The organism is Acinetobacter sp. YH12231 (assembly GCF_013417755.1).
Lineage (GTDB): Bacteria > Pseudomonadota > Gammaproteobacteria > Pseudomonadales > Moraxellaceae > Acinetobacter > Acinetobacter amyesii.
The window spans coordinates 1-19,331 of the sequence record NZ_VPDJ01000007.1; the positions used below are offsets into that span (position 1 = coordinate 1).

The 19,331-nt window shown below is 41.4% G+C and carries 14 protein-coding genes, 2 rRNA genes and 1 pseudogene; 14 read left to right on the plus strand and 3 right to left on the minus strand.

All coding sequences use genetic code 11. From position 1 onward, the window contains the following. From FTV11_RS04660 to FTV11_RS04690, 7 genes are all read left to right on the plus strand, one after another. A 23S ribosomal RNA gene (locus tag FTV11_RS04660) occupies positions 1–116 on the plus strand; the annotation flags it as partial. A gap of 184 nt (positions 117–300) precedes the next feature. Then, a 5S ribosomal RNA gene (gene rrf, locus FTV11_RS04665) occupies positions 301–415 on the plus strand. Positions 416–1,038: 623 nt separating this feature from the next. Beyond that, positions 1,039–2,412, plus strand: a complete 1,374-nt coding sequence (locus FTV11_RS04670; RefSeq protein WP_180035039.1) for an MFS transporter — start codon at positions 1,039–1,041, stop codon at positions 2,410–2,412. Between the two features lie 362 nt (positions 2,413–2,774). Beyond that, a complete protein-coding gene (locus tag FTV11_RS04675; protein ID WP_180073480.1) occupies positions 2,775–4,220 on the plus strand; it encodes an aldehyde dehydrogenase family protein in 1,446 nt (481 codons plus the stop codon). A 117-nt stretch (positions 4,221–4,337) separates the two neighbouring features. Continuing rightward, the gene (locus FTV11_RS04680; protein WP_373685409.1) at positions 4,338–4,868 is read left to right on the plus strand and encodes a DUF1287 domain-containing protein; all 531 of its coding nucleotides are present in this window, start codon (positions 4,338–4,340) and stop codon (positions 4,866–4,868) included. Between the two features lie 367 nt (positions 4,869–5,235). Beyond that, positions 5,236–6,720: a sodium-dependent transporter gene (locus tag FTV11_RS04685; protein WP_180073482.1), complete on the plus strand. Its 1,485-nt coding sequence runs from the start codon at positions 5,236–5,238 to the stop codon at positions 6,718–6,720. Between the two features lies 1 nt (position 6,721). Next, the gene (locus FTV11_RS04690) at positions 6,722–6,829 is read left to right on the plus strand and encodes a methionine/alanine import family NSS transporter small subunit (RefSeq protein WP_078194501.1); all 108 of its coding nucleotides are present in this window, start codon (positions 6,722–6,724) and stop codon (positions 6,827–6,829) included. Between the two features lie 74 nt (positions 6,830–6,903). On the opposite strand, the gene rsmB is transcribed toward FTV11_RS04690, so the two are convergent. Together rsmB and fmt are read right to left on the minus strand one after the other, a co-directional pair. Continuing rightward, positions 6,904–8,211 (minus strand): 16S rRNA (cytosine(967)-C(5))-methyltransferase RsmB, encoded by a 1,308-nt coding sequence (rsmB, locus tag FTV11_RS04695; RefSeq protein ID WP_180073483.1) that lies wholly within the window; start codon positions 8,209–8,211, stop codon positions 6,904–6,906. Further along, the gene (gene fmt / locus FTV11_RS04700; RefSeq protein ID WP_180073484.1) at positions 8,211–9,170 is read right to left on the minus strand and encodes a methionyl-tRNA formyltransferase; all 960 of its coding nucleotides are present in this window, start codon (positions 9,168–9,170) and stop codon (positions 8,211–8,213) included. The genes rsmB and fmt overlap by 1 nt, the downstream gene beginning before the upstream one ends. Before the next feature lie 438 nt (positions 9,171–9,608). Here fmt and ilvD (FTV11_RS04705) point away from each other — a divergent pair, with 438 nt between their 5' ends. The 4 genes from ilvD (FTV11_RS04705) (at position 9,609) to FTV11_RS04720 (ending at position 15,731) form a co-directional block, all read left to right on the plus strand. Next, on the plus strand, positions 9,609–11,438 hold the full coding sequence (gene ilvD, locus FTV11_RS04705; RefSeq protein ID WP_078191651.1) for a dihydroxy-acid dehydratase: 1,830 nt from the start codon (positions 9,609–9,611) through the stop codon (positions 11,436–11,438). Between the two features lie 865 nt (positions 11,439–12,303). Then, entirely contained in the window at positions 12,304–13,989 is a 1,686-nt protein-coding gene (ilvD, locus tag FTV11_RS04710; RefSeq protein WP_180073485.1) for a dihydroxy-acid dehydratase, read from the plus strand. A 151-nt stretch (positions 13,990–14,140) separates the two neighbouring features. Then, on the plus strand, positions 14,141–15,463 hold the full coding sequence (locus FTV11_RS04715; RefSeq protein ID WP_180073486.1) for a hypothetical protein: 1,323 nt from the start codon (positions 14,141–14,143) through the stop codon (positions 15,461–15,463). Then, positions 15,444–15,731: a chorismate mutase gene (locus FTV11_RS04720; protein WP_078191648.1), complete on the plus strand. Its 288-nt coding sequence runs from the start codon at positions 15,444–15,446 to the stop codon at positions 15,729–15,731. The genes FTV11_RS04715 and FTV11_RS04720 overlap by 20 nt, the downstream gene beginning before the upstream one ends. Before the next feature lie 69 nt (positions 15,732–15,800). Here the strand turns inward: FTV11_RS04720 and FTV11_RS04725 are convergent. Continuing rightward, positions 15,801–17,120 (minus strand): annotated as a pseudogene (locus FTV11_RS04725) (ISNCY family transposase). A 623-nt stretch (positions 17,121–17,743) separates the two neighbouring features. On the opposite strand from FTV11_RS04725, the gene FTV11_RS04730 reads away from it, so the two are divergent. The 3 genes from FTV11_RS04730 to FTV11_RS04740 are packed head-to-tail and all read left to right on the plus strand — an operon-like array spanning position 17,744 to position 19,316. Then, positions 17,744–18,022, plus strand: coding sequence for a metalloregulator ArsR/SmtB family transcription factor (locus tag FTV11_RS04730; RefSeq protein WP_004871185.1), 279 nt, complete (start codon positions 17,744–17,746; stop codon positions 18,020–18,022). A gap of 10 nt (positions 18,023–18,032) precedes the next feature. Further along, a complete protein-coding gene (locus tag FTV11_RS04735; RefSeq protein WP_180073487.1) occupies positions 18,033–19,052 on the plus strand; it encodes a permease in 1,020 nt (339 codons plus the stop codon). A gap of 24 nt (positions 19,053–19,076) precedes the next feature. Continuing rightward, positions 19,077–19,316 (plus strand): thioredoxin family protein, encoded by a 240-nt coding sequence (locus FTV11_RS04740; protein ID WP_004871187.1) that lies wholly within the window; start codon positions 19,077–19,079, stop codon positions 19,314–19,316. Positions 19,317–19,331 lie beyond the last annotated feature (15 nt).

A 19,331-nucleotide genomic window follows, 5' to 3' on the forward strand; every position in this document is an offset into this window, starting at 1 on the left:
CTTGGACTTTATGTCCACTAAAGAGCCGTTGAAGACTACGACGTTGATAGGTTGGATGTGGAAGTGCGGTGACGCATGAAGCTGACCAATACTAATTGCTCGTGAGGCTTGACTATACAACACCCAAACAGTTGTATGTAAAGCATCAATTGATTCACATATAATCAATCAAACTTGATTTAGTTGAAAAGCTAGATAAAATGAACACCTTAAATTAACTCAAGTACTTCTGTTAATAACTCATTTGACCAAGCAACGGCACTGAAAAGATAAGACCAAATGCAAAGTCATAACAGTTGTGCTGGCGACAATAGCAAGAGTGAACCACCTGATCCCTTCCCGAACTCAGAAGTGAAACCTCTTAGCGCTGATGGTAGTGTGGGGTTACCCATGTGAGAGTAAGTCATCGCCAGCTCTTTATTCGAAACACCCCCTGATACGTCAGGGGGTGTTTTTTTATGTGTGGAGAAAAGGGGAAAAGAAGATAAGCAGAAGCATAAAACAGGGAGATGATAAAAATATTGATAGATTGTGGCTTGAATTATTTAAACATGGATGATTATTAGACAATAAACGCATTTAAAAATCATCAATTGAAGGAATTCTCAGCTTAAAAATGTCGGAAAACCTGAATGTAAGTCAGCTAAAACAACAGTTTAAATGCCTAATTATCGACTTAAGTGATGGCTGATGCCTTATGATTTAGAAATCTACGACCTAGATCGTAGAGTCTGGTTTTTTTCTATAAAATTTGAGTTTTATTCTGACAATTTTCATATCAAATAATCTATCGTCTGATTGTGATTTAGCTTCTAGTAACACATTGAAAATTAATCATTATAAAAACTAGACCCACAGTCCATCGACTTTTTTATGTATAAATATTTCAAAAATATCCGAGTTTTTATGACATTTTATTCCCAAACAACATGGATATATCTGAAAGGTATGGGTCTATACCTTTGTAATTTTGGACAATTTACAGTCAAAAACGGCATTGTAGCGAAAAATAAAACTCACAATTGGAGGTGAGGTTCAATGTCTACAAGCACAATGAATGTGAATAGCGTTGTCGATAACGCTAAGTTCACAAAATCGCATTTCAGCATCATGATGTGGTGTCTAATTCTTATTTTATTTGATGGTTACGACTTAGCGATCAATGGTGTTGCGCTGCCTTTATTGATGAAAGATTGGGGATTAACAGCTGTTCAGGCAGGTATGCTAGCGAGTACAGCACTTGCAGGGATGATGTTTGGTGCCATGATGTTTGGTACTTTGGCTGATAGGATTGGCCGTAAAAAAGTTATCATGATTTGTGTATTTTTATTCAGTACATTCACATTTTTAGGCGGTTTTGCATCAAATCCAACGGAATTTGGCGCGTTACGTTTTATTGCTGGACTTGGCATTGGTGGGGTATTACCGAACCTTGTGGCATTGACATCTGAATATGCACCTAAGCATCTACGCAGTACTTTAGTGACCACCATGTTCAGTGGTTATGCAATGGGTGGCATCATGGCGGCTCTCTTTGGTTCATGGTTTACTGCGGATTATGGTTGGCAAATCATGTTCTTCATTGCGGGTATTCCACTGTTACTGTTGCCATTTGCTTGGAAATTTTTACCTGAATCGCTCACATTTTTGGTGAAGGTGAATCGTCATGATGAAGCACGTCGTATGATTCAAACCATTGCACCTGAACAAACCGTGACTGCAAATACTCAACTGGAACTGACTGAAGTTGCGGTTCCGGGTGGAACGTCTGTTAAAGCGTTGTATAAGCAAGGTCGTGGCGTAAGTACGATGTTGTTTTGGCTGTGTTTCTTTATGTGTCTATTAACCCTTTATGCATTAGGCAGTTGGTTACCAAAACTAATGATGGCCGCAGGTTATTCATTAGGTAGCAGTTTGACGTTCCTATTGGCGATGAATATTGGTGCGGTGATTGGTACGATTGGCGGCGGTATTTTAGCTGACAAATTCCATTTAAAACCGGTGATCATTACATTATGTCTCGCAGGTGCTGTGGCACTATCGTTACTCGGCTTTAATTCACCACAGCCTGTGATCTATCTTTTGGTTGCAGTCGCAGGTGCATCGGCAATTGGTTCACAAATCTTGCTGTATAGCTATGTTGCACAGTACTATCCGTTGTCTGTACGTTCGACAGGTATTGGTTGGGCTTCTGCAGTTGGTCGTACAGGTGCGATTGTTGGCCCGATTCTGATCGGCTATTTATTATCACAAGAATTGCCACATCAAATTAACTTTATGGCCGTAGGAATTCCAGTAGTCATCGCAGCGATTGCAGTGTTCTTTATTCGCAAAGCGCAAACGGATGAAGAGGTTGCCGCTTTAGAAAATGTGAATAAGGCTTCAGTGAAAACACAGCGTTCGTATAGCTAAAACATAGATTTAAAAAGCCCGTCATTTGATGGGCTTTTTTTATGTTGTACTCATAATTCTTATCATTGAATTGGGGCTGAATGATTTATTAAAACATATTGATAAATAATGAGATTTAATATTTTAAATAGCTTTTCTAATTTAATTTCATCGTTATATAGAGACTCGATCATACGTTTTTCAGTACAAGCAGAGGTCTGAAAATAGGGGATGAAGTTCAGGGCGTATAAGTAATCAAGTTTGAGGCTTGAGGTTCATTTTGTTACTTAAATATAGTGAACTCTGTGCTCAGTCAGCGCATGATAGAGGCATAGATTTATTCACATTTATCAATAATGTCTCAAGATCATGGAAATATCGTCATGTCCAAAGCCGTACAAGATATAAAAGATTATCCGCTCTATGTTGCAGGTAAAGCAGCGACCACAGAGCAGTGGTTAGAAGTGAATCATAAATATACCCAAGACGTATATGCACGCGTTGCACTCGCAGATGCTGCAACCATTGAAAAAGCCATTGATTCAGCGGTTAAATCTAGCGCTGCAATGGCGGCATTGGAACCTTTTCAAAAACAAAAAATCTTACTGCACTGTGTTAAACGTTTTAATGAAATGCGTGCAGAATTGACTGAAATTTTAATTGCGGAAGGTGGAAAACCGCATAAAGCCGCAGCTGCTGAAGTTGAACGTTTAATTAATACCTTTCAAATTGCTGCCGATGCTGTCACACAGATGGATGATGGTCGCATGATCCCATTGGCGGTTACTGCAGCGGCATCTGGCTATCAAGGCATGGTCAAACATGTGCCGATAGGCCCTGTATCCTTGATCAGCCCGTTTAATTTTCCGATCAATCTGACTGCGCATAAAATTGCACCTGCCATTGCCGCAGGCTGTCCATTTGTTTTGAAGCCTGCAAGTTTGACGCCTATTTCAGCTTTAAAAATTGCGGAAGTTTTGGCAGAAACGGATTTACCTAAAGGTGCTTTTTCAGTTTTACCTTGTCCACGTGAACATGCAGATGTCTTGGTAACAGATGACCGATTTAAACTGCTCAGCTTTACCGGTTCCGATGTTGTCGGCTGGGATATGAAAGCGCGTGCGGGGCGTAAAAAAGTGACTTTGGAACTCGGTGGCAACGCTGCTGTATTGGTTGAGCCTGATACTGAAATTTCAGCGGCATTTATTGAACGCTTAGTCGGTGGGGCGTATAACCATGCAGGGCAGGTGTGTATTAGTGTTCAACGCATCTTGGTGCATGCCGATATCTATGCCGATGTGAAGAAAAAACTCGTGGCGAGAATGAAGCAGCTTAAAGCGGATGATCCACAGTTGGAAAGCACCATGGTCGGTCCAATGATTAAGGAAGCAGAAGCAACACGCGTGCATAAATGGGTCGATAAAGCAGTCAAAAAAGGAGCTAAAGCTTTGGTTCGTGGTGAACATCAGGGGGCTTTGCTCGATCCAATTTTATTAGAAAATGTCGATGAATCGCTAGAAGTGTATAAAGATGAAATCTTTGGCCCTGTAGCGATTTTAGAGAAATACAAAAACTTTGAAAAAGGTATTGCCAAAATTAATAGCAGCCGTTTTGGTTTACAAGCGGGTGTCTATACGCAAAATTTGAATAAAATGTTGTATGCGTGGAATCACTTAGAGGTTGGTGGAGTGATTATTAATGATATTCCATCTTTCCGTGTCGATAACATGCCATATGGTGGCGTAAAAGATTCTGGCTTAGGCCGTGAAGGAATTCAGTCCGCCATTCGAGATATGCAAGAAGAACGGGTATTGGCGATAAAACTGTAGCTGTTTAAACATGGGCTTGGTTCAGTATGGATCTGTTCGAAGCCCAGTTTTTGAATCATTTGAAAAATCTAAAGTGAATAAGAAAAAATGAAACGAATTTTATTATTGGTCAGTTTGATGACCGTGAATATGGTTGTCTTTGCTTTTAATGCCACTCAAATGGTGACGGATGCACGCAGTCAAATTGGGAAAACCTTATATTATGATCCTGCATATACTGCACTGCGTTATCCGATGGGAGATGTCCCTTTAATCAAGGGTGTTTGTACCGATGTGATAATTCGTGCATTACGACAGCAAGGGATTGATTTACAACAAGCCATTCATGAAGATATGAAAGCCAATTTTAAGCAGTATCCACAAAAATGGGGCTTAAAAAGTACTGATAAAAATATTGATCATCGACGTGTTCCCAATATTCAAACCTGGATGCAACGTCAGGGCTATGTAGTCAAAGATAAGCAGTATTTGGCAGGTGATATTGTCACTTGGGACTTAGGGCGTGGTTTAGTGCATATCGGTGTGGTTTCAGATCGTAAAATGAAAGGTAGCCGGGTTCCGCTGATTATCCATAATATAGGAGAGGGCACACAGGAAGAAGATCTTTTGCATGCCTATCAAATTACCGGACATTATCGAGTGAAATAACTTTAAAAATTTAATTGGAAATAAAATATTCCTAAAAGTTATATTATTGATAACTTAAATTGTATGAAAAATAAGCTGATTAAATGAACATTTAAGCCTAAACACATTATAAAAATGGAATATTTGCCGTAGAAATTACAGAAAAACTTAAAAAAAGTGAGTATTGTTAATTCATACAAAGGGAAAGTTATTTGTGGTGTTTTTAACCAAAATGCGCATGTGATTTTTCTGTTTGCAATTTGGTATAGACGCTCACAAGGTATCTCACCAGATCAAACACCCAGAATTTTATTTTTATGGTTCTTTTTTTGCTCGCGATATAACCATAACAAGCAGCAGTTAAAGATGCCTGAGGTTTAGGTGTTCTATGTCAGATAATCGTGAAAACTGGTCGGCACGATCAGGATTTATCATTGCCGCTATTGGTTCCGCTGTAGGTTTGGGAAATATTTGGCGTTTCCCTTACGTAGCATATGAAAATGGTGGCGGTGCATTTTTAATTCCCTATTTAATTGCAATTTTTGCAGCGGGTTTGCCTTTATTATTCTTAGATTATGCAGTGGGGCATAAATTCCGAAAAGCTCCGCCAACTGCATATAAAAAACTTATGAACAGTGAGGCATTAGGTTGGTGGCAAGTGATGGTGACACTCATCATCGGGATCTACTATGCCAGTGTATTGTCATGGGCCGGCAGTTATATTTTCTACTCAATCGGTCAAAAATGGGGTGAAGATACTCAAGGCTTTTTCTTTAATACTTACTTGCAAAATGCCGATGGAATTGCCTTTGGTTTTGTACCGACCTTATTTTTTGGATTGGTGATTGTTTGGGCGATTACCATGTTCATTTTATATGGTGGTGTGAAGAAGGGTGTAGAGCTTTCGAATAAAATCTTTATTCCATTGTTGGTGATTTTGTTCTCGATTTTGGTGATTCAAGCGGTACGTTTACCTGGTGCTACAGAAGGTTTAAATGCATTCTTTACGCCAAACTGGGATGCGATGACTGACTATAAAGTATGGTTAGCAGCCTTTGGTCATATCTTCTTCTCGTTATCGATTGGTTTCGGGATCATGTTGACCTATGCGTCTTACTTAAAAGCAAAAACCAACTTAACCGGTTCAGGCGTAGTGGTTGCATTAGCCAACTCATCATTTGAAATCTTAGCGGGTATTGGTATTTTTGCGGCATTGGGCTTTATGGCGCATAGTGCGGGCGTACCTGTAAATGAAGTGGTTTCAGGCGGTATTGGCTTGGCCTTCATTGCCTTCCCGAAAATCATTTCGAGCTTAGGTGCGGGCGGTGATTTATTTGGTTTCTTGTTCTTCTCATCACTTGCTGTTGCGGGTATCACGTCAATGGTGAGTATTTTGGAAGTGCCAATTGCGTCGTTCCAAGATAAATTCGGCTGGTCACGTAAAAAAGCTGTAACGATTGTTGCGGGTGGTTCTGCCATTTTATCGACTTTAATTTTCTCAACCCACAGTGCGATTACTTTCGTTGACATCATTGACTACTTTGCCAATAACATTGGTATCGTGGCGGGTGGTTTGTTCTCGATTATCTTGGTGTCGTGGTTCCGTCGTCCATTGCTTGCGCAATTACGCGATCATGTAAATCAATATTCAAGTATTAAATTAGGCTTTGGTTGGAACTTCTTATTAACGGTTGTTACTCCGCTTTCATTATTGGTGGCTTTAGGCTTAACCATTAAAGACGTTGCATCTAAAGGCTATGGCGGTTATCCAGTTGACGTGTTATTGCCTGTAGCCGGTTTAGTCATTGCGATCTTTGTGCTTGGTGCGATTGTATTTAGTTGCATGAAAGACCAAAAACCTGAGGAGAAATAACATGAATACATCTGCATTAATCATGATGATCATTTCAATGGTTTTACTTTGGGGCGGCTTGATCTTAGCGTCGATCCATTTAGCAAAACATCCAGATGAAGAAGATTAAGCTTCATCGTTGATAAAAAAGGAACCCGAGGGTTCCTTTTTTATGTGGTACTAAAAAGCAAATTCTATTGTAGATTAAGCTGTTTTTTGAATGAGGCAGTAGAAGAAGCCATCGCCATAACCCACTTTCGGGAACAATTGACGACCATGAATTTGTTCAACACCCCAATCCGCTTCAATTTTAATTTCTTGGGCATCGGCATGATTGGCAAAGAACTCAACCATTTGCTGTTCATTTTCAGCTTTTAAAATCGAGCATGTGATATAAAGCAGCTTGCCGCCGACTTTAAGCTGCTTCCACATGTTTTCCAAAATTTGTTTTTGTAACACTACAGTTTTTGCAATGTCGCCCGATTGACGTAGTAAACGAATATCAGGATGACGACGCATTACACCGACAGCAGTACATGGCGCATCGAGCACGATACAATCAGCAAGTTCAGGAGCAGTATAGGTGATGGCATCGGCAGTTTGAATTTCAACATGTTTACCATCGAGATCCAAACGATCAAGGTTTTCAACCACACGTTTCAGACGCTTTTCATCTTGATCCAGTGCAATGAGTTTCTTCGGTTGGAAGGTTTCTAAAATATGTGCGGTTTTACCACCCGGCGCAGCACAAGCATCAATCACAAATTTACCATCGAGATTTGGTAATAGTGTTGCACACAGTTGAGCATGTTCATCTTGTACCGAAAAACCACCTGCTTCAAAGCCCGGCAAACTTGGAATATGTAGACTTTCATCCATCACGATACCGACATTAGAGAGTTCACAGCGATGTGCATCGATGCCTTCATCTTCCAAAATATCAAGGTATTCGTCACGGCTGACTTGGCGTGTATTAACACGTAAAGTCAGTGGTGCAATTTGCTTAAGCTCATAACTAAGTTCATCAAATTGTTCGCCCCAGTCTTTTTTCAGACGTTTGGTTAACCAACTTGGTAAATTGGTGGCTTGTTCAAGTACGTCGTAGAACTGTTCTGTTTCACGTGTTGCACGGCGCAAAATTGCGTTGATTAAGCCACTTAGACTTCCCATACCCAATTGTTTTGCAGCTTCCACCGTTTCAGAAATTGCAGCATGAGCCGCGACACGGGTACACAATAATTGGTACAAACCAAGGTATAAACAGGTTTCAACCACTTGGTTATCTACCGGTTTAGACAGAAGCGGTAAAGTCAGTTGTTTCAATGCATACCATTGACGTAAACAACCGAGCACCAATTCATGGAATAACGCACGGTCTTTATCTGACACGATATTCATTTGCTGCGCGAGTACCGATTGCAGCGATTGACCATTTTGGACAGCCAATAACGTCTTCACTACCTGAGCACGTAAATTAAGGTCTCGGGTCGAGGCGTTGGGAGATTGCTTCATTATAAAATTTGTCCAATAGTCAATTTTTGGGTTTGTAAAATTTGTACAGGGTTGAGTGGTTTAGCACCCGGCCATTGCAAAGAAGTCAAAATAATCACGCTGCCATTGGCACAGGCAACGTGTATGCCTTTTTTATCGATGGCAATGATTTCACCTGCTTGAGCGTTCGGTGCAGACACAGCAGAAAGTTCAGAATGCCAAACACGTAAGTTGTTTTGTTCATCCAACTGAATAAATGCTACCGGCCATGGATTAAAGGCACGAATGTTACGATCAATTTGTACAGCATCGATGGACCAATCAATTTTTGCTTCGGCTTTTGAAAGCTTATGTGCATAAACCGTTAACGCTTCGTCTTGGACTTCACGGCTGTCTAAATATTGCTGCAATGTTTGTTCAGTGTCTAAAACGGCAGCAATTGCAGTTGCACCTTGCTCTGCAAGTTTGTCATGCAAAGTTGCAGAGGTATCCGTTACTTCAATCGGGCAGATGGTTTTATACATCATGTCGCCTGTATCGAGTCCGGCTGCCATTTTCATAATGGTGACACCTGTTTCAATATCACCTGTAGCGATGGCACGTTGAATCGGTGCGGCACCACGCCAACGTGGCAGCAATGAACCATGAATGTTCAGGCAGCCATATTTCGGGGTATCTAACACGACTTGCGGCAAGATCAAACCATAGGCTGCAACCACCATAACATCGGCATTTAAGGCCTTTAATTCCGCTTGTGCGGCTAAACCTTCTTCAGTCGATGATTTGAAATGAAGCGGTTGGTAAACCGGAATATGGTGCTCCAAAGCCAATTGCTTTACGGCAGAAGCTGTGAGTTTTTGTCCACGTCCAGCTTTGCGGTCAGGTTGAGTGTATACCGCAACAATTTCATGTTGTGTGTTGAGCAAAGCAGCTAGTGCTGTTGCGGCAAATTCTGGCGTACCGGCAAAGATGATTTTCAAAATGAATGAACCGAATCTGTGTTGAATATGTGGATTATAGCAAATGATTAATGCGTAATTTAGAACATTAGAAATTGATTTTTGCAACTTTGAAGCTGTCCAAGCTCAATGATTTCATAACCCAAAATCGCAAATTTGCAATTTTTTAAATAAATTATATTTATATAAAATTTAAAAATTATTCATGAAAGTTTTGTATTGTGCAGCCATTGATGGCGGTATAGTAGATTTCAGTTAAAAGATTTTTGTCGTCAAATCACTCGGTTTTATTTATAGACCCATCTGCCCAAATCTCAGCTTAAAAAGCCATCTTTAAAAACAATGGCTTGGTGTATGATAGGTTTAAAATTCGACTGATTTTACATCATTGTCAGTATGATTTAGCCAGAGTGAATCTGCAGGGTTCATTTCAAGCTCAAACTTTGTTGGAAATATAAAATGCCTGACTATCGTTCAAAAACATCGACACACGGAAGAAATATGGCGGGTGCGCGCGGCTTATGGCGTGCAACTGGTATGAAAGATGAAGACTTCGGTAAACCAATTATTGCTGTCGTGAACTCATTTACCCAATTTGTACCGGGTCACGTTCATCTTAAAGACCTTGGTCAACTTGTGGCGCGTCAAATTGAGCAAGCAGGCGGTGTTGCTAAAGAATTTAACACCATCGCAGTCGATGACGGTATTGCGATGGGCCATGACGGCATGCTGTATTCATTGCCTTCACGTGACTTGATTGCAGACTCAGTAGAATACATGGTGAGCGCGCACTGTGCTGACGCCATGGTATGTATTTCCAACTGTGACAAAATTACCCCAGGGATGTTGATGGCGGCAATGCGCTTGAACATTCCAGTGGTATTTGTTTCTGGCGGCCCAATGGAAGCGGGTAAAGTCAAAATCCGCGGCAATGACAAAGCGATCGACTTGATTGATGCCATGATTGTGGCTGCAGATGACAACTATACTGATGAAGAAGTTGCTGAATACGAACGCTCTGCATGCCCAACTTGTGGTTCATGCTCAGGTATGTTCACAGCAAACTCAATGAACTGCTTAACAGAAGCATTGGGTCTGTCCTTACCGGGTAATGGTTCTACGCTTGCAACCCATGCCAACCGTAAAAAATTATTTGAAAAAGCTGGTCAATTGATCGTAGAAATTACCAAACGTCACTACGAACAAGATGATTACAGTGTATTGCCACGTGAAATGGTAACCAAAGCATCGTATGAAAATGCCATGACTTTGGACATCGCAATGGGTGGGTCAACCAACACCGTTCTGCATTTATTAGCAGCTGCCAATGAAGCTGGTGTTGATTTCACGATGGACGACATTGACCGTTTGTCTCGCAAAGTGCCTGTACTCTGTAAAGTTGCACCTGCGAAAAACGACGTGCATATGGAAGATGTACACCGTGCAGGCGGCATCATGTCGATTTTGGGTGAATTAGACCGTGCAGGCTTGCTCGATACTTCGGTTGGTACCGTTCATGAAGCTTCACTAAAAGATGCTTTGGATAAATGGGACATCATCCGTACTGAAAATGAAGACGTATATCAATTCTTCCGTTCAGCACCGGGCGGTGTACCAACGCAAACTGCATTCTCTCAAGATCGTTATTACCAACGTCTTGATGGTGACCGTGAAGCGGGTGTAATCCGTAATGCAGAACATGCATTCTCTAAAGATGGTGGTTTGGCTGTGCTTTATGGCAACATCGCGCTCGATGGTTGTATTGTAAAAACAGCAGGTGTGGATGATTCCATCCTGAAATTCAACGGGACTGCACGTGTATTTGAAAGCCAAGATTCTGCTGTAGAGTCGATCTTGGGCAATGAAATCAAAGCAGGCGATGTGGTTGTCATTCGTTACGAAGGTCCACGAGGTGGTCCGGGCATGCAAGAAATGCTGTACCCAACCAGCTACCTAAAATCGAAAGGTTTAGGTAAAGAATGTGCTCTATTAACGGATGGTCGTTTCTCTGGCGGTTCATCAGGCCTTTCTATTGGTCACGTGTCTCCAGAAGCAGCAGAAGGCGGTGCAATTGGTTTGGTGGAAGATGGCGATTTAATTGAAATCGATATTCCAAACCGTACCATCAACTTAGCTGTTGATGAAGCAACCATGGCGGCTCGCCGTGCAGCGCAAGAAGCAAAAGGCTGGCATCCTGTGGAAGAGCGTCCGCGTAAAATTTCGAAAGCATTGAAAGCGTATGCAATGCATACTACAAGTGCGGCGAAAGGCGCAGTACGTGAAATCTAAGCTCTAGATTTTTAAATAAAAAAGCACTCCGAATGGGGTGCTTTTTTTATGCAAGTAATATTTTATAAATCCCCAACTTTTGCTATGGAGAGGTGCGACAGGAAGTTGCACGTTTGCCAGTATAGCAGGGATGCTATATCGGGTAGATAAAGGCTTTTGTTTACTTTTGGCCTGTCAAAAGTAAGGAGTGCCTACGAGATAGCATTAGAGTTTTATTGTTTAGTATGAGGCTGTATGGGAAAGAATATAAAACCTAAACTCATACTTTCTGCGGTGATTTTTTTATTTTGATTTTCACTAAATTGAATATTGTGGAAGCTTATTTTTATAGTCTCTAAATTTAAAAAAATGACACGACGGAGTCTTATGTTTTTAAAGCAAATTTTAGGAGCTCTTATGTTACTTTTGTTTTGGCAAAAGTAATCAAAACCATTTGTCATCTGCAAAACCTGTCCACTTAAGATTCTAAAATTTTTTTTTGCAAAAACAGTTCATTCAAATGCTTCGCAGGTTGCGGATGACATTCCCGCGTATCAGAGATTTGATAAAATTTAATTCATTATAAATCTTTACTTAAGTCGTTTTGTGTACTGTATTCAAAAATAAAGTGACGTTCCCTCTCCTTTTTAAAGGAGAGGGCTAGGGAGAGGATTTCGATGGAAAATTCCTCTCGTACAAACCTTCTCTTACGTCATGTAGAGCTCATGGAGAAGGGACTTTCAATATTAATTTGATTGGTAATGTAGGGATCACCTTTTGACTTTTGCAAGAGGTCTACTGTATTACGCCGTTTTAATTCTATACAATAATTTTAAAAGAATCCGCCAAGGCTGAAGCCAAAATCAGCCATCGCCAAGGAAGAACAATGAGTAAAAATAATATTCGCGAACATTCTGCGCCTGTTTATGAAGGTATCGAAAATGCGCCTGCACGTTCCATGATGCGTGCCACGGGCTTTCAAGATGCAGATTTTAAGCGCCCATTTATAGGCATTGCCTCAACTTGGGCCAACGTCACGCCGTGTAATATGCATATTGATGGCTTGGCGCGTGATGCTGAGAACGGGGTCAATGCTGCAGGCGGTAAAGGCATTATTTTTAATACCATCACCATTTCTGACGGCATTTCCAACGGTACAGAAGGTATGAAGTATTCCTTGCTGTCGCGGGAAATCATTGCCGATTCCATTGAAGCTGTGGTGGGCTGTCAGGCCTATGATGGCGTAATTGCCATAGGCGGCTGCGACAAGAATATGCCAGGCTGTATCATGGGTTTGGCGCGATTAAACCGTCCGAGCCTGTTTATTTATGGTGGCACCATCAAACCCGGAGCAGGGCATACCGATATGATTTCGGTATTTGAAGCAGTCGGTCAGCACGCCAAAGGCGAAATCAATGAAATTCAAGTGAAGCAGATTGAAGAAGTCGCGCTGCCGGGGCCGGGTTCGTGCGGCGGTATGTATACGGCCAATTCGATGGCTTCAGCGATTGAAGCCTTAGGCATGAGCTTGCCAGGTTCATCGGCGCAGGAAGCAGTTTCAGCAGATAAAATTGAAGATTGCCAACGCGCAGGTGAAGCCGTGATGAACCTGCTGCGTCTCGATATTAAGCCGCGCGACATTATGACCAAAGCCGCTTTTGAAAACTCGATTAAAGTGCTGATTGCTTTAGGCGGTTCAACCAATGGCGTACTGCATTTGATTGCCATGGCGCATACCGCAGGCGTGGAACTGTCTTTGGATGATTTTGTGCGTATTGGCAAAGATATTCCTGTGGTGGCCGATGTGCGCCCATCGGGTAAATATTTAATGTCGGAACTGATTGCCATTGGCGGCATTCAGCCGCTCATGAAACGCATGCTGGATGCCGGCATGCTCGACGGTTCTTGCCTCACCGTTACGGGCAAAACTTTGGCGGAAAACTTAGCCGATGTAGAGGATTATCCTGAAGGACAGCAAATTATTTTGCCGTTTGATACGCCAATTAAAAAGGATTCACATTTGGTGGTACTCAAAGGAAATTTGTCGCCGACGGGTGCAGTGGCTAAAATTACCGGTAAAGAAGGGCTGTATTTTGAGGGGCCTGCGCGGGTATTTGAGGGTGAGCAGGGTGCCATGCGCGGTATTTTAGATGGCGAAGTACAAGAAGGTGAAGTGGTGGTGATCCGCGGTGTTGGGCCAAAAGGCGGGCCGGGTATGCCGGAAATGTTAAAACCGACTTCAGCGATTATTGGTAAAGGTCTAGGCCAATCTGTTGCACTGTTGACTGATGGGCGTTTCTCGGGCGGCAGCCATGGTTTTGTGATTGGGCATGTGACACCAGAAGCCTATGAAGGAGGCCCAATTGGCTTGGTTAAAAACGGCGATAAAATTTCAATTAACGCTGAAACCAGTGAAATGACTTGGCATGTGGCTGAGGATGAAATTGCTGCACGTCGCGCGGCCTGGGTCAAACCGAAACCAAACTATACCCACGGCGCTTTGGCTAAATTTGCCAAGTTGACCTCTGGTGCGGAAAAAGGTGCGGTGACTGACCTAAATCTAGACGTCTAATCCATTGTTAAACATTGAACATTCAGCCCTGACTTGATATAAGTTTTGCACAAGGCTTATATCTCATTTAAAACAGCTTCATAATAGAAGTTGAATTTTAAGCATGTGCTGGCAGGTTCGGCACAATTCATCATTTTGAGGCAAAAAACGCATGTCACTGTTACGCCGTTGGTTCGATCCAATCCGATCGAGTTGGTTTTATCAGAAACCGACCCGACAAGCGGTGTTACCCACGGAACAAGGTCTGAGTGTTTATCTTCGACTGGATGATGTTTATAGCTATTTGGCTGCGCAGCAACTGCCTCAATTAGAAGAAATTCTCAGTGATGAAATTAAACCACTGAAAGTGATTATTTGTCGTCAGAGTGCTGAACCTCCTAATCAAATGTCATCGATAGAATGGCAACAATATTGTCTGAATGATGCCCAAATTTTAGCGCGGCAGCATCGTTTTAGTTTTCATGAAACACCTGAACAACCGACCGCCGAAGCTTTAGAACAAGCCGAAATTATTCTAAAAAATACGCCATTACGCGGCCAAGATTTTCTTTATTTACTTGAAGATGTGTTCCACATGCTGTGGCAAAAGCAGTATGGCAAGCTGAGAACACTGTATGCGATGGCCAGCCGTCATCATAAAGCTCAAGATTTTCCTGAACGTATCTTTACCGATACCCTGATTTTATCGGGCTATTTTGAGTTTGGTGAACGTAAGTACCATGCTGTAGATGATTTACTGCGTTTAACGCGCCGTTTAAAACAACAAAAACTCCTGACAGATAACCCGATCTTTATGATCAATCATATTGAATGGCGTGAGCACCTGATCAGTGATGCAGAAGAGTTGAATGAAATTCAGGGACTCGATCCTGAGCTTGATCTCTACATCGCGATGGAAGATCCGATTTCATGGTTACTGTTGGCTTATATTCGTGAGGAATTGGCGGACTATTATAATATTCAGTTGAATGTGTATCCATTGTCGTATCACGGTCGTGATTTGTTTGACTGGAGTTTGGCAACACGTCTGTCTAAACGGACCGAAGTTAAGTTCACGCCATTTTGCCGGCCTACAGAAGCAGCGACATTAGCTATGTCACAGCTTTACTACAGTGCGCCCGAAGAGCAGCGTATTGATGTGATGTATCGCATTTTGGAGGCCGTATGGATCAAAGGGCGTGATTTATCCTTCAAAGCACATTTTCAGGCTTTACAGTATGAGTTAGAGATTTCTGAACTGACTACTAACGATATTGCTGAAAAATTAAAAGAAAATGATATGCACTGTGAGATGAAGTCACAGCCCGATTTTCCTGTTTTAGAATTACGTATTGCAGGTCAAAGCTATGTATTTAATAGCTTATACCGCGTATGGATGATTGAAAGTATTTTCAGTAATGTGTTAGAAGAGAAGTATAAAAGTGAAAACACCGCTGAAAGTGAAGCCAGAGAAGATGAAGAAAGAAAAAGTTGAGTCATTAGAGCAAGCCCGCGCACAGATTGATGTGATTGATCAGGGAATTATTGAGCTCATTGCTGCACGTCAGTTTTATGTTGATCAAGCGGTGCGTTTTAAGCGTTCAGTACAGGATGTTCAATCACCAGAACGTGTCGAAGCGGTGATTAGTAAAATTCGTCTACAAGCCACAGAGCACGGTGTAAATGCAGATATTGTGGAACGTTTATACCGCGATATGATTCAGCATTTTATTCAACGTGAGTTGAAAGAGATTCGACCATAGTTAGGGCGGATTTGATGTTATTCCCCAATTAAAATGTCTATGCGATAAACCATTTAAAATGTCCTGTTTTTAACTACAAGAGTCAAGCACAGGATTCAGATTTCGTTGTTGAATCGCTGTTTTCTGTGCTTGTCTACGTGGCATCTTTTGAGAACGATTGCGTTTGTTTTGGTGTTCCAGTTGTTCATGCTGTTGTTGAATATGTGCCAGCACAGAACCCAAACGTTTATTCTCAACGATCTCTCTCTGGTTGAGCTGACTTAATTTATCAAAGATGCTGTAATTGATTTTTCTTCCCTGATATTCAATGGCTACAGTACCATCCGGATATTCCAGGAACTCAAGATACTTGCCGACCCATCTTTGATTTTCTTCGCTGTTTTCCAAGATATATACGCATTTATCATAAGTAATCGTCAAGCTGTTCGTGACCCTGCGGGGTTCACGCCAGGTAAAAACATCATCTAATTCTTCGGCTGTTTCAGCGATAGGCCGATGTAGATCCTTGGAATTAAAAGCCATCTTGGCGAATTTACGATTAAATTGCTCAATAAAGCACGGCAGCCACTTATTGGCATCTGCAATTGAACTTGATGCCTTCTAGACGCATCTCCTTAATCAGACGATCCTGAAGTGTTCTATTCGCTCGTTCTACACGACCTTTGGCTTGAGGGGAGTTAGCAAAAATGATATCGATATTGAGAGTGCTCAGAACACGTCCAAACTGGGTAATCTTGGTGTCTTTCTTGCTACTTTGATTCACCCTAAAAACTGAATGTTTGTCACTGTAAAATGCCAATGGCTTACCATGCTGTTCGATATATAAACGTGTCGAAATCATATAGTCAAAGGCTGACTCTGACGCACAGAAGCGTAAATGCTGCAATTTTCCTGTGGCATCATCGATAAATACCAGTAGGCAGCACTTGGCAGAACGGCCTTCAAACCAATCATGGTGTGAGCCATCAATTTGGATCAATTCACCATAACAATCTCGGTTATAACGAGGCTGATATGGTCGTTTCAGGCGCTTGCAGCGAGGGATCCATAAATCGGCTGCAATCATCCAAGAACGCAGGGTTTCTACTGAAAGATCGAGTCCATGTACGGTGGTGAGCTTTTCATGCGCTAAAGTGGGTCCGAAACCATAAAGTTGATCTGAAACAATATTGAGACACTTAAGTCTGAGTTCTTCAGGAAGTTTAGAATTGCTGATTTGGCCACGAGCGGCATGGGCTAATGCAGCGGACCTTGAGCTTTGTATTTCTGCAGTAAGCGTCTGATCTGACGTTCTGAGATATGAAGTAGCTGAGCAGCCTGAGGTTGAGTTATGCGTTGATCGCAGATTTCTTGCAAGACCGACAATCGTTTAAGTTCTTTATCCGACATAGACACCAACATATCAAACCGTCCGCTTCGATAATCGCAAAAGCGCATATTCTAAAAGCGGACATTTTTATTGGTGAGAATATAGACACTTTAAATGGGTTCTAACAAAAGCATTTCGTATAACCTCTATTATGTTAAATAGAATCCTCTTTAGTTGAATATTCATGCTTATAAGTGGTGTGTAAATCTTAAGTGAGAAAATCACTTTTATTTCAGCACACGTCAGATGCCGTGATCGCAGAAATTACCGAATTTTTGCATCATCATTTTGATCTCAATCATGTGACTGTACAGCTAGAATCAATCGATTATGCTGAACATTGTGAGATGAACCATAAATATCATGTTTCATAGACATCTGACATTTAGTAGTACGTGAAGAAACCCTATATTTTGTATCGTCCATCCTAAGTGGTTTTAGATATTCCTTTGGCACAGTTAGGTACTTTTTTTAAAGAAGATGGAAAATTCATTATTGGGGAAAATGGTAAGTATTTAAAATAAAAACATAATTTATTGTGAAGGCCCTGAAAAATGGTTTTTTTTATTTCCCATGTCACATTGACAATAATCAATATGATTTACATACTGGTTACATTAGAGCCATTTAAGGATAGTGTAGATTGAACAATCTTCAGGCCTGTAATTTATATAAAGCTTTAACCGATGAAACGCGGGTTAAAATTTTACAAACACTGCATTCAGGTGAATGTTGTGCCTGTGAACTATTGAAAAATTTATCAATTACGCAATCTACGCTCTCCCATCATATGAAGTGTCTGACTGAATTAGGTCTAGTCAAGGGAAGAAAAGATGGACGCTGGATGCGTTATTCACTAAATATCCCTTGTACCGAACAGCTCTATTCATTCACTAAAACACTTTTAGTCGGCCAAGGTTAGGGGGATTTAAATGGACAGTATTATTGCAATCTTTGCATGGTTAAATAGCGTCCTGTTGAAAATGACATGGCTATCAGATGGAGTTGCCTGGTTCGTTGAAAATATCTTAGGTTTATCGATTGCCACGCAAGTCGGTGGCAGCGTGCATTTTTTTATCTATGATGTCATTAAAATTTTTATACTTTTAAGTGTCCTGATCTATTCACTGTCGTATATCCAGAGCTATTTCCCTCCAGAACGAACCCGACAAATTCTGGGACGCATGAAAGGGATTAAAGCCAATATCATGGGTGCCTTACTGGGAACCATTACCCCATTTTGTTCATGTTCATCTATTCCTATCTTTATTGGTTTTACTCGGGCCGGTTTACCTGTCGGCGTAACATTCTCTTTTTTGATTTCCTCTCCTTTGGTCGATTTAGCTTCCATTATTTTACTCGCGAGTATCTTCAACTGGAAAATTGCCATGATCTACGTGGTACTTGGTCTGATTCTGGCAGTCCTAGGTGGTTCACTCATCAGCTTTTTCAAAATGGAAAGGTATGTCGCTGAATTTGTAACGCACAATAATGCGGTGCAAGATGATGAAAATTTTAAAATGTCCGCGAAAGAGCGTCGCGAATTTGCCTGGGAGCAGGTGGTCAAAATCTTCCGGAAAGTTTGGATCTATGTCTTGATCGGTGTCGGTATTGGTGCTGCGATTCATAACTGGATTCCAACGCAGTGGATTACTGCCTTATTAGGGCAAGACCATTGGTATTCAGTGCTTGTTGCGACTGTGGTCAGCATGCCGATGTACGCAGATATATTTGGATCTTTACCTATCGCAGAAGCATTGGTAGCTAAAGGTGTGGGCTTAGGTACAGTTTTGGCCTTTATGATGGCGGTGACAGCGCTTTCTCTGCCATCGTTAATTTTGTTAAAACAGGTCGTGAAGAAACAATTGCTCAGCCTTTTTGTCGCGATTGTTTTTGTTGGTGTTTTAATCATTGGATATAGTCTAAATTTAGTTGGTCAGTTCTTTATATAAAAAAGCAGTCTCAGGAGATTAGAAATGCAGATTAAAGTTATGGGTACAGGTTGTCATAAATGTAAGGCTTTACTAGCAGCGACAGAAGAAGCAGTGAAAAGCAGTGGGGTACAAGCTGAAATTGAGTATGTCACGGACATAATTAAGATTGCTGAAACAGGTTTGATGAGTACGCCTGGTCTAGTCATTAATGATAAAATTGTCTCAAGCGGTAAAGTATTAGAAGCTCCAGCAATAGCTGAGTTAATTGAAAAAAATAAGTAAATTGAGTTATTGAAA

What these genes read in the sequence shown, in the direction of transcription:
- FTV11_RS04690 (WP_078194501.1), top strand. Translation starts at nt 6,722, where the DNA reads ATGAATACATCTGCATTAATCATGATGATCATTTCAATGGTTTTACTT.
- FTV11_RS04735 (WP_180073487.1), top strand. Translation starts at nt 18,033, where the DNA reads ATGGACAGTATTATTGCAATCTTTGCATGGTTAAATAGCGTCCTGTTG.
- ilvD (WP_180073485.1), top strand. Translation starts at nt 12,304, where the DNA reads ATGAGTAAAAATAATATTCGCGAACATTCTGCGCCTGTTTATGAAGGT.
- FTV11_RS04670 (WP_180035039.1), top strand. Translation starts at nt 1,039, where the DNA reads ATGTCTACAAGCACAATGAATGTGAATAGCGTTGTCGATAACGCTAAG.
- FTV11_RS04675 (WP_180073480.1), top strand. Translation starts at nt 2,775, where the DNA reads ATGTCCAAAGCCGTACAAGATATAAAAGATTATCCGCTCTATGTTGCA.
- FTV11_RS04715 (WP_180073486.1), top strand. Translation starts at nt 14,141, where the DNA reads ATGTCACTGTTACGCCGTTGGTTCGATCCAATCCGATCGAGTTGGTTT.
- rsmB (WP_180073483.1), bottom strand. Translation starts at nt 8,211, where the DNA reads ATGAAGCAATCTCCCAACGCCTCGACCCGAGACCTTAATTTACGTGCT.
- ilvD (WP_078191651.1), top strand. Translation starts at nt 9,609, where the DNA reads ATGCCTGACTATCGTTCAAAAACATCGACACACGGAAGAAATATGGCG.
- FTV11_RS04680 (WP_373685409.1), top strand. Translation starts at nt 4,338, where the DNA reads ATGACCGTGAATATGGTTGTCTTTGCTTTTAATGCCACTCAAATGGTG.
- FTV11_RS04685 (WP_180073482.1), top strand. Translation starts at nt 5,236, where the DNA reads ATGTCAGATAATCGTGAAAACTGGTCGGCACGATCAGGATTTATCATT.
- FTV11_RS04740 (WP_004871187.1), top strand. Translation starts at nt 19,077, where the DNA reads ATGCAGATTAAAGTTATGGGTACAGGTTGTCATAAATGTAAGGCTTTA.
- FTV11_RS04720 (WP_078191648.1), top strand. Translation starts at nt 15,444, where the DNA reads ATGAAGAAAGAAAAAGTTGAGTCATTAGAGCAAGCCCGCGCACAGATT.